This is a genomic window from Fulvivirga sp. AWR4_260 (assembly GCF_056158185.1).
In genome coordinates this window covers 1-2,957 of the sequence record NZ_JBSWSU010000022.1, presented here as the reverse complement: position 1 = coordinate 2,957, position 2,957 = coordinate 1, and the positions used below count along the sequence as shown (strand labels likewise).

Annotated in this window: 2 protein-coding genes and 1 pseudogene; all 3 read left to right on the top strand. The window is 32.7% G+C overall.

Annotated elements, in window-relative coordinates:
* Positions 1-318 (top strand): annotated as a pseudogene (locus tag ACXACQ_RS23755) (hypothetical protein); the annotation flags it as partial.
* A gap of 1,117 nt (positions 319-1,435) precedes the next feature.
* Complete coding sequence (locus tag ACXACQ_RS23750) at positions 1,436-1,900, top strand: hypothetical protein (RefSeq protein WP_474978526.1); 465 nt, start codon at positions 1,436-1,438, stop codon at positions 1,898-1,900.
* Positions 1,901-1,937: 37 nt separating this feature from the next.
* Complete coding sequence (locus tag ACXACQ_RS23745; protein WP_474978525.1) at positions 1,938-2,957, top strand: hypothetical protein; 1,020 nt, start codon at positions 1,938-1,940, stop codon at positions 2,955-2,957.

Genomic DNA, 2,957 nt, shown 5'->3' with positions numbered 1-2,957 from the left:
TTTTTAGTCACTTTACAGAGGCGCCACTTCGTTCAGTTACGTATTGCTAAGGTTAAGTTTGTCATACTCGTGTGCTCACCCAGCACCTTGTATGACATTAGCCATAAAACCTATTTTGAAACATTTAAAGAGTATAATTCTGAAGCTGATATGAATGCTTATTTATCAGAATCATTTAACCTAGAACAACTTACTAAAGAGCTCAAAAACTCAGACTCGCACTTTTATTTTGCTTATATAAACAATGAACTAGCCGGATATTTAAAACTCAATGATAACGATGTCCCGGACAGGTGCTGGGTGAGCACACGAGTATGACAAACTTAACCTTAGCAATACGTAAAACTTATATTACTTACTTCGTTCAGTTACGTATTGCTAAGGTTAAACGGTATGTCGAGTTCCAGGACTACAGCACCTCCTATCTGAAAGAATAGGCAACAAGTCTGAAAGTTAGGTAGATGAAGCTGAATGTTAGTGTAACTACTCTTAAAGTTAGATAGAGTAAGCTGAATGTATAAATAACTAGAATGAAAGTTAGATAGTTAAAGATGATAGTTAAGAAAACAAATCTTAACTTATAGAGGAACAAAGTTACTTTTAAAGCTTTGAATACAATGAAACGAATAGAAATTGAAACAGGATAAGGATAAAAGAGAATAAGAAGGAATGTTTTGATAAAAAGTAAAGTAAGACTTCATAAATCCTTTACTTAAAACAGAATTAAGCCTTCTTCCTAAACCAATATAGGGTGAAAAGGTAGGTAGTTGACAAAAAATAGAAAACTTATGGTATAATAGTATTATAAGTTTTTCAGTAATATTCTTGTTAGTTAGAGTAGAACAAGAGTATAAAATTAAAACATGCTTGATAAAGTAGAGTCTAAAAAGGATTACTCGATGAAATTTAAAGGTAACTGGAAAGTACATGAATTACATCAATAGTCAATAGACTATCCTTTAACAAACAGCTTAATTTACCTACTGAACGTCATAATAAGGTGATAAGAACAAGAAAAAGAGTTTTAAGTAACTTAATCATTTTTAAGAGACTTTATAAGAAATTTAGAGAATAGGTTAAAATGGATATTTTTTCTATCTTGCAAAAGGTGGACAATTGTCTCCTTAAAAGTGTCCACAAAAAGTGTACATTTTTTGAAGACACTATATAATTCCTCCACATTTCTTGCTATAATAAGGGTATGGGGAATTACTGGAATAGGGTGTCCATAGGAAAAGCAAGGAATCCAGTGGACATATGTCCTCTTTCATAATCACAATAAAAACATAAGAGACAGAGACGTAAGAAGGAGGTATGAGACGGTTGGTTAAACTATTACAAGAAGTTTCACGAGGTTTGGTATTAGCAAACTACGATGAAAGTGAATTTAAGCAACAAAAACTAGAACTATCTAAATGAGGTACAGAAATTTATCATGGAAGGTTCTTATACGGATGTCAAACATAAAGGTTATTTATTAAATAACTGGGACAAACCTACAAAAGAACAATATGAGGAATTAGGTATTTCAAGGTCATTTTATTATAAGCAACGTAAAGCACTTGATGAAGACCTAGAGAAGATGTTAGGTACAGAAGTTGTCGAGTTGATTTTAAAAGAAGAGTTTAAAGAAGTTGATTTAATACTAGATACATTGTTAGCAGACTACAGTTCAGAAAGAGTCGTTATCAAGTCAGTCGTGAATCGAATCGAAAAGGGAGAACACAACGATAAATCACGTTACACTTTAGAAGAGTGTCTAAACGAAATTGCATTATTGAAGAAGTATTCTAATTTAGACTTAGAAGTATTACTAATGAATTGTGATATGAATAAGCTAAACTACTTATTACGTTTACTTGATGCAAAAGAGTCGACGTCAAATCAAGAATTAGACTGATTGAAACGATTAAACAAGCTAAGGAGGGGACATTCCAGTGAGGTTAGAAGATGTTTTAGGGGTAGATAAACTAGAGAATTCAGTTGAGTTTTTCTATGTTTGTTTAGTTGGGAAGTATTTGAAACACAAAGGTCATAATTTATCATTAGAAAATGTAGACGTATCAGCATTCAAAGACACGATTCAACATTCAAGATATTATACTTACTTCTTATATGCGGTAGAAAATGGATATGTAAACGATGTAGCAATTGATTTACCTCCATTTGAAGAAGATGAACATGAATTATATGGAGACTTATATTTGAACTCACTTGCAGAGGTTCAGCCTTACTTCTATAAGATTGAAGGAGAGCAAAACGAAAAGTTGTATATCAACTTGAGTGATACAAATGTAAACAACCAATTATTCTTATCTTCACAACATGAGAGTGTAGTTATTGAAATGACAGCTTTTCTTCATGTAGAGGGGTATCTAAATGGAAAACGCTATGAGTTGTATCCATCTATTTACAATGTAACAAGAGATAAACCACAAGGGATTGTAGCTTTGTATTACTTAATGATGTCACCGCTAACAAGACAGATTATTAAGTTTCCTTTAGAAACAAGATACTTAAACAGCGTAAGTTACAATTGTTGGTATTTCTTAGGAAAAGAACAAGGTTTGTTAAGCACAGAGGGGTATACAATTCCACAGAAACAGGCTTGCTTACAAAATGATAAATACAAGGTAGGAAACGTAGTTTACTTCTATGAACGAAACACTACCGATAAGTCAAGTAAAGAGCGAAAAGTAATGCATTGTTGCATAGCAATTGTACGAGGTATCACACCAACTTCTATTCGATTAGAGAAAGTAGTTGTGAATCAAACGAGAGTCCAAAAGGATAGAGAGTTTGAGAAACAGCCTAAAGACATGCAAGAGTTATGGCAACATACAGATTTAGAGGTAAGAAGACCAAGTGAAGAGTTCAATTTAACATCAATAGGGGTAGAATATGTGATGTCAAACGACCCTCTTTACTACGAAAAGTATTTCATAACGCCAGTATAA